This window comes from Roseicyclus sp., from assembly GCF_965662675.1.
Classification (GTDB): domain Bacteria; phylum Pseudomonadota; class Alphaproteobacteria; order Rhodobacterales; family Rhodobacteraceae; genus Roseicyclus.
In genome coordinates this window covers 1-7,889 of sequence record NZ_CBFIIK010000117.1, presented here as the reverse complement: position 1 = coordinate 7,889, position 7,889 = coordinate 1, and the positions used below count along the sequence as shown (strand labels likewise).

Genomic DNA, 7,889 nt, shown 5'->3' with positions numbered 1-7,889 from the left:
CTTGGCGGTTGCGCATCTGGTTTTGCTGGCATTGGTCTTGGGCGCGCTGGCCGCAGGGCGTCCGTCGACGGGCCAAGGCCTTTTGCTGATCTTGGCGCTGGCAAGCTTCATGGGGCAGGTCAGCCATCCCAATGCGCATGAGCTGATCCATCGTAAGGATCGCATGGCGCGCGGATTGGGCGCGCTCGTCTATGGTGTGACGGGCTTTGGTCACCATGTCTCGGCACATCGGCTGGTCCATCACCGCCATGTCGGCACCGAGGATGACCCTAACACCCCCCATCCCGGCGAAGGTTTTTGGGCCTATCTGCCACGGGCTTGGCGGGGCTCGTTCATCGCAGGGCTGGACAGCGAAATGGCGCGGCTTCAGCGCCAAGGGCGCAAGGCGCATCCGCTCAACACGCCCTATGTGCTGTGGGTCGCGCTGGCCGCAGTCGCGATGATTGGTGCGATCTGGATCGGCGGCTTCGGCGGCGGGGTTGTGTTGCTCTTTTTCTGGGCCATGTTCGGGACGCAGATCTTGATGTCGGATTACCTCCAGCATTACGGGCTGCAGCGCCTTATCTTGCCGAATGGACGCCGCGAACCGGTCGCCCCGCATCATAGCTGGAACGCGCCGCGAGGCTTTTCGAGCTATCTGATGATGAATGCCCCCTCGCATTCCGAACATCACATGCACCCTGACAGGCCCTATGACCGGCTGAACCCGCAAGCCGATGTGCCGATGCTGCCCCATGCGCTGCCGGTGATGGCGATGATCGCGCTGGTCCCGTCGATCTGGCGTCGCCGGATGGATCGCCGGGCGCTCAGGGTGATGGAGGCCGCCGCTGCGCGCATCGCGGCAACGGCCCCTGCGGCCGCCATGCCCGAGGCCCCGTCCGACCCGCTGATCGCAAGGTTGCAAGCGGCGGCACGGTAAGCGAAGCGTCAGATCGAAACGCCCGAACGTCCCGCCAGATCGCAGAAGAACTGCCATGCAACACGGCCCGAGCGCGAGCCGCGCGTAGCCTGCCATTCGATCGCCTCAGCCACCAAGCGGCTATCCTCGATCACCAGCCCATAGGCCGCGCAATAGCCGCGGATCATGGCGAGATATTCATCTTGGGTGCAGGCATGAAAGCCCAGCCACAGCCCAAACCGATCCGAGAGCGAGACCTTTTCCTCGACCGCCTCGGAAGGGTTGATCGCGCTGGAGCGCTCATTCTCGATCATGTCGCGCGGCATCAGGTGGCGCCGGTTCGAGGTGGCGTAGAAAATCACATTGTCCGGCCGCCCCTCGACCCCGCCATCAAGAACGGCTTTGAGCGATTTGTAATGCTGGTCGTCATGCGAGAATGACAGGTCATCGCAAAACAGGATCACGCGCACAGGGGCTGCGCGCAAAAGCGTCAGCAGGCGGCCGATGGAGGGCAGGTCTTCGCGCTGCACTTCGACCAGTTTCAGATCGGGGGCATCCGCCAGACAGGCGGCATGCACCGCCTTGACGAGCGAGGATTTCCCCATCCCGCGTGAGCCCCAGAGCAGGGCGTTATTGGCGGGCAGGCCGCGGGCGAATTGCGCGGTATTGGTCAACAGCGTGTCGCGCGCGCGGGAAATGCCGTGCAGCAGGTCCAGCGCCACCCGGTTCACATGCCCGACCGCGGCGAGGTGGTCAGGGTTGGCGTGCCAAACAAAGGCGGTCGCCGCATGCCAATCAGGCGTTGGGGCCGGCAAAGGGGCCATGCGTTCTAGCGCATCGGCGATGCGGGCAAGCGGATCATCTGACATGGGATCAAAGCTCTTCGTCTTCGTCGAGAATACCCTCGGCACGCATCCGGCGGATGCGGCTGCGTTCAACCAAGCGCACCAAGAGGATTGAAATCTCGTAAAGCCCGTAAACGGCCGTGAACAAGATCAACTGCGTCACCACATCGGGGGGGGTGACAAGGGCGGCAAGCGTCAAAATACCTACGACCGCCCATTTGCGCACGGCCCCAAGACCCGCCGCCGTGACCAGCCCCGCCTTGCCCAAAAGCGTCAAGAGAACCGGCAATTGAAAGCAGAGCCCGAAGGCGAAGATGAATTTCAGCGCCAGATCGAGGCTTTCGCGGATCGAGCCCAAGAATACCGTCTGAATACCCGTATCGGCCGCTGCATCAGGGTTTTGGAACGTGCCATCCCCCGCGATAAGGTTAGCCAAGGCCGGGATCGCATCTGAAAAGCCGATGAAGAAATTCATCGCCAAGGGCGTGACGATGTAATGGGCAAAGGACGCGCCGATCAAAAACAGCACGGGCGAGGCGATCAGGAAAGGCAAGATCGCGCCTTGTTCGGATTTATAGAGCCCTGGCGCCACGAAACGCCAAAGCTGGTGGGCGATCACCGGAAAGCTGACCGCAAACCCCATCACGATCGAGATACGGATCAAGACGAAGAATTTTTCTTGCGGCGCGGTAAAGATCAGGCGCGCATCCTCGCCGCGGGCACGCAGCACCTCGGCCAGCGGTTGCGAGATGAATTCAAGGATCGGTTCGGCGATCGTGAACATCGCGACCATGCCGACGACAAAGGCCATGACAGATCTGATCAGCCGGGTGCGCAACTCGGCCAGATGCTCGATCAACGGGGCCGAGCTGTCTTGGATCTTGTCTTCAGCGCTCATGATTTCGTCGGTTCCGTGGTCGTGGCGGGCGCTGCGGGCTTATCCACGACATCGGCCTGCGGCGCATCCGCGGCTGCGGGCGGCGCGGTTTTGGCCGCGTTGCGGGCATCGATCTGATCGCGCAGCTTCTTGGCGTTGGCCAGTTTCTCTTCGGCGATGCGGCGGGTCTCGCTACCTTCGTCGTATTTCGTCGGATCAAGCTCGAAGGGGTCGCCCATCGTGTCCTTGAGCGCGTCCATCCCGGCCTTGGCGGGATTACGGGCATATTTGGTCGCATTGCGCAGATCGCGGTTGATCTCGCTGACCCCGGCCTCATCGGCGGCATCGTTCATGGCGCGCTGAAAGTCACGCGCCATCGACCGGAGCTTGCCGGTGAACTGTCCGAACTTCCGGAACATCACCGGAAGATCCTTTGGCCCCACGACGATCAGCGCGACGACGCCGATCACCAGAAGCTCCATCCAGCCGATATCAGGCATGCATGTCCCTGTTCGAAAATGGCCCTTTCCCGCGGCACGCGGGATGCGGGCGCGTGATCAGGCTTTGTCGCTGTTGCCCTGCGGCGTCACATCGCGCGCGCGGGTGCCATCTTCGGCATCGGGTGTCGCGGCATTCTCGATCTCGGCCGAGGAATCCTTCACACCGCGCTTGAAGGCGGTAATGCCCTTGCCGACCTCGCCCATAAGGCCCGCGATCTTGCCGCGTCCAAAAAGCACGAGCACCACGATGGCGATCAGCAGCAGGCCTGCTGGTCCGATATTGTTGAGCATGTCTTTCTCCCTAACCCCATCCGCGCAGATCTGACCCATGCGCGGTTCGCTTTCGGTTTTCAGAGTCCATAGGTATGTGTTCCCCGCGGCAGATCAAAGCCCCAAATCGCGTGTCGGGGCGATGTGATCAGCGCTTTTTCGCGAAGACGAAGCAGCGATCGCGCCGCACGGTCAGCCAAAGTGGCGTGCCGGGCTTGGGCAAAAACACCGCCGGGACTGTCGCCTTGAGGATGCCGCCATCGAAATCCATGCGGAATTCGACAAGGCTTTCATGACCCATGAAGCGCGCGCGCGCCACGATCCCGCGGGCAGGCGTCCCATCTTGCGGGGTTGGGTTGGGCCCGCGACCGCCACGGTCGAAATCGATCTTCACATGCTGCGGGCGGAAAACGATCTCGACCTCGGTGCCATCGGGATGGCCGGGCGCCAGGAACTGGCCAAAGGCGGTGTCAACCAACGCGCCTTGCACCTTTCCCCGGATCACATTGATATCGCTGAAAAATGCGGCCGCCGCCTTGTCGGCAGGGGCGTTGTAGATGTTATAGGGCGCACCTTTTTGCACGATCACCCCGTCGCGCATCAGCGCGATCTGGTCGGCCATGCGCATCGCTTCTTCGGGTTCATGGGTGACCAGCACGACGGCGGTGCCTTCTTCCTTCAATAACTGCAGCGTCTCGTCGCGGATGCCATCGCGCAGGCGGTTGTCGAGACCCGAGAAGGGTTCGTCCATCAACATGATGCGCGGGCGCGGGGCGAGCGCGCGGGCCAGCGCCACGCGCTGCTGCTCGCCGCCTGACAACATGTGCGGCGCCTTGTCGCCATAGCCCGGCAGATCGACCTTTGCGAGCAATTCATCGACGCGGCGCGCGATCTCGGCCTTGCTGCCCTTCAGGCCAAAGCCCACGTTCTGCGCGACACTGAGATGGGGAAACAGCGCGAAATCCTGAAAGATCAGCCCGACACCGCGCGCCTCGGGCGGGAGGTGAAGCTGTTCATCCGACAAGGTGACGCCATCGGCACGCACCGCCCCCGCGATCTGACGCTCGATCCCCGCGATCACGCGCAAGCTAGTGGATTTGCCGCAACCCGAAGGGCCCAGCAAGCACATCACCTCGCCCGCACGGACGGTGAAGCTGACATCGCGCACCACATCGCGCCCGTCGAATCGACAGGTGATGCGATCGACTTCCAGACGGGGCCTGTCTGTCATGGGCGCTGTATATCCGATTATTTCCCTCGGAGACCCGAGCTAACAGCCAAGGCGCGGGCTGGCAAGCCGACCCGCGCCCGCCCGGTCAGATCGTGGCGCTGGTTTGGCCGCCATCGAGCAAGATGTTCTGGCCAACGATGAAGCCGGCATGCTGAGAACACAAGAAAGCGCAGGTCGCGCCGAATTCCTCGATCGTGCCATAACGGCCCGAGGGAATGGATTTGCAGCGGATCTTGCGCGCCTCTTCGAGCGAGACATTCTGCGCATTCGCGACGCCTTTTTCCAAGGCGACGGCGCGGTCGGTGTCATGCGATCCGGGCAAGAGATTGTTCAGCGTGACGCCGAACTGCGCAACTTGGCGCGCGGTGCCGGCGACATAGCCGGTCAGCCCGGTACGCGCGGCATTGGACAGGCCAAGTTGTGGGATCGGTGCCTTGACCGATTGCGAGGTGATATTGACCACCCGGCCCCAACCCCGGTCGATCATGCCGGGCATCAAGGCCGTCATCAGCGCGATCGGCGTCAACATATTGGCGTCGAGGGCGCGGATGAAATCATCGCGCGACCAATCCGACCACAGGCCGGGGGGCGGGCCACCGGCATTGGTGATGAGGATATCGACAGCACCCGCGGCATCCAGCACGCGCGCGCGATCCGCGGCATCTGTGATATCTGCGGCAATCGCCGTGACCTTGACGCCATAACGGTCGCGGATCTGTTGTGCGGTCTTGTCCAAGGCCTCGGCACCACGTGCATTGAGCACAAGCACTACACCCGCCTCGGCCAGCGCTTCGGCGCAACCACGGCCCAAACCCTTGGATGATGCGCAAACCAGCGCGCGCTTTCCTGCAATCCCCAGATCCATGATCTCGCCTCCTGTTCGGATTCATTCGCGCTGTCCTAGCAGCGACAGATACCAACGGCCAGACTTGACCAGACCCATCGCGCGGCATACCGAAAGATGAGATTTCATCAAAAGACAGAATATGCCGGATTTCACACCACTTTACCGTTTCGCCACATACCCCGCCGCGGCGTTGCAAGCGCAAAGCGGGGCCAATGAGGGCGATCCGATCGGCTTGGGCCCGGCCGCGATACCCGGTGACACCTATCGGCTGGCCCGTGATGTGGGGCCGGATCACTTGCATATCTGCGAAAGCCCCGTGCTGGGACAGGTCGTCGCCGACGGATCGCAAGTCGGCCGACCGGGTGACGCGCTGACGATCGTGGATTGCCACAGCCTGATGGGCCGCGCGGGCGAAACGGTCGAGGTATTGGTTCTGCGCCGCACCGACGACCGGGAAGAGACAACGCTGCATCTTTTGCCGCTGTCCCCGATCCGGCCCGGCGTCGAATATGAATTGATCGGTTCATCGCCCACAATGGCGCCTGCGCGTTTCGCCGATATCGTCTCGGTCAGCTTTTTCGCAGGCACCCGCATCACACTGGCTGGCGGGGCACAAGCACCGGTCGAAACGCTCGCGATCGGGGATATGATCCTGACGCGCGACCATGGACCGCGTCCGATCCGTTGGATCGGCCACCAAACGCGCCGCGCGACCGGTGCCGCGGCACCGATCCGCATTACCGCCGGCACATTGCACACTGCGCGCGACCTGTTGCTGAGCCCCGAACATCGCCTTTTCATCTGGCAGCGCCGCGACACGCTTGGCACCGGCCGGGCCGAAATCCTCGTCAAGGCCGCGCTCTTGGTCAATGGCACGACCGTGCATCGCGACGAAGGCGGTCATATCGACAGCTACCAAATCCTGTTCGACGGGCGCGAAGTGATCTTTGCCGAAGGGATCGCGGTCGAAAGCCTGCTTGTCACATCTGACGGGCAAGATCGCCTGCCCGAAGGGGTCGCCTTGGAAACCATCGCCGCCGAACGGCGCGCGGCCGCATCGCTCGAGGTGGACGCGCGCGCCTTGGGAAGCAGCTCCGACGCGGCGGAACGGCTGACGCGCGCAAGCCGTGGTCAAGACGACTGATCCAGCCCGATTGCCCCGGCCCGATTGCATCGCTATATCGCGCCCATGTTGGACAACGCCCCAGTGAACCGCCCCTCCCTGCCGCCCGAGATCGCGCGGCGCCGGACATTCGCCATCATTTCGCATCCCGATGCGGGCAAGACGACGCTGACCGAAAAATTCCTGCTGTTTGGCGGCGCGATCCAGATGGCCGGACAGGTTCGCGCCAAGGGCGAGGCGCGGCGCACGCGCTCGGATTTCATGCAGATGGAAAAGGACAGGGGCATTTCGGTGTCCGCCTCGGCCATGTCGTTCGATTTTGGGCAATACCGCTTCAACCTTGTCGACACGCCCGGCCACAGCGATTTTTCCGAAGACACCTATCGCACGCTGACCGCCGTGGATGCCGCGATCATGGTGATCGACGGGGCCAAGGGTGTGGAAAGCCAGACTCAAAAGCTGTTCGAGGTCTGCCGCCTGCGCGATCTGCCGATCTTGACCTTTTGTAACAAGATGGACCGCGAAAGCCGCGACACCTTCGAGATCATCGACGAGATCCAGGAAAACCTCGCCATCGATGTGACGCCGGCAAGCTGGCCCATCGGGGTGGGGCGCGATTTCGTCGGCGCCTATGACATATTGCATGACCGGCTTGAGATCATGGACCGCGCCGACCGCAACAAGGTCGCGGAATCGATCAAGATCACCGGGCTGGATGACCCGGCTTTGGCCAAGCATGTGCCCGCCGAACTGCTGGGCAAGCTGCGCGAAGAGCTTGAGATGGCCCGCGCGCTCTTGCCCGCCTTCGACCGTGACCGCTTTCTTGAAGGGTCGATGACACCGATCTGGTTCGGCTCGGCGATCAACTCTTTCGGTGTGAAGGAATTGATGGACGGGATCGGGGAATTCGGACCCGCCCCCCAGCCCCAGCGCGCCGAACCCCGCCAGATCGCGCCTGAAGAGGGCAAGGTCGCGGGCTTCGTCTTCAAGGTGCAGGCCAATATGGACCCCAAGCACCGCGACCGGGTGGCCTTTGTGCGGCTGGCGTCCGGGCATTTCGAACGCGGTATGAAACTGCACCATGTGCGCGCAGGCAAACCGATGGCGATCACCAACCCGGTGCTGTTTCTGGCCGCCGACCGCGAATTGGCCGAAGAGGCTTGGGCCGGCGACATCATCGGCATTCCCAATCACGGGCAGCTTCGCATCGGTGACACGCTGACCGAAGGCGAGACGCTCAAGGTCACTGGCATCCCCTCTTTCGCGCCGGAACTGCTGCAAACCGCGCGCGCGGGCGA

General features: G+C 62.8%; 9 protein-coding genes. 3 read left to right on the top strand and 6 right to left on the bottom strand.

Features of this window, described 5'->3' with window-relative positions:
* The coding region (locus tag ACTG4J_RS13565; protein ID WP_439140278.1) for an alkane 1-monooxygenase at positions 1-919 on the top strand (919 nt) is incomplete at its 5' end.
* A gap of 8 nt (positions 920-927) precedes the next feature.
* Here ACTG4J_RS13565 and ACTG4J_RS13560 read toward each other — a convergent pair.
* From ACTG4J_RS13560 to ACTG4J_RS13535, 6 genes are all read right to left on the bottom strand, one after another.
* Complete coding sequence (locus tag ACTG4J_RS13560; RefSeq protein ID WP_439140277.1) at positions 928-1,767, bottom strand: ATP-binding protein; 840 nt, start codon at positions 1,765-1,767, stop codon at positions 928-930.
* Positions 1,768-1,771: 4 nt separating this feature from the next.
* On the bottom strand, positions 1,772-2,641 hold the full coding sequence (gene tatC / locus ACTG4J_RS13555) for a twin-arginine translocase subunit TatC (RefSeq protein ID WP_439140276.1): 870 nt from the start codon (positions 2,639-2,641) through the stop codon (positions 1,772-1,774).
* Complete coding sequence (gene tatB, locus ACTG4J_RS13550; protein WP_439140275.1) at positions 2,638-3,120, bottom strand: Sec-independent protein translocase protein TatB; 483 nt, start codon at positions 3,118-3,120, stop codon at positions 2,638-2,640. Before tatB ends, tatC begins: the two co-directional genes overlap by 4 nt.
* A 57-nt stretch (positions 3,121-3,177) precedes the next feature.
* Positions 3,178-3,411 carry a twin-arginine translocase TatA/TatE family subunit gene (locus tag ACTG4J_RS13545; RefSeq protein ID WP_422239554.1) on the bottom strand — a complete coding sequence of 78 codons (234 nt, stop codon included), beginning with the start codon at positions 3,409-3,411 and terminating at the stop codon, positions 3,178-3,180.
* Between the two features lie 127 nt (positions 3,412-3,538).
* The gene (locus ACTG4J_RS13540; RefSeq protein ID WP_439140274.1) at positions 3,539-4,621 is read right to left on the bottom strand and encodes an ABC transporter ATP-binding protein; all 1,083 of its coding nucleotides are present in this window, start codon (positions 4,619-4,621) and stop codon (positions 3,539-3,541) included.
* Between the two features lie 85 nt (positions 4,622-4,706).
* A complete protein-coding gene (locus ACTG4J_RS13535) occupies positions 4,707-5,486 on the bottom strand; it encodes an SDR family oxidoreductase (RefSeq protein WP_439140273.1) in 780 nt (259 codons plus the stop codon).
* A gap of 121 nt (positions 5,487-5,607) precedes the next feature.
* Here ACTG4J_RS13535 and ACTG4J_RS13530 point away from each other — a divergent pair, with 121 nt between their 5' ends.
* Positions 5,608-6,612, top strand: a complete 1,005-nt coding sequence (locus ACTG4J_RS13530) for a Hint domain-containing protein (protein WP_439140272.1) — start codon at positions 5,608-5,610, stop codon at positions 6,610-6,612.
* Between the two features lie 45 nt (positions 6,613-6,657).
* Positions 6,658-7,889 (top strand): peptide chain release factor 3 (locus ACTG4J_RS13525; protein WP_439140271.1); only part of this gene is annotated, 1,232 nt, incomplete at its 3' end.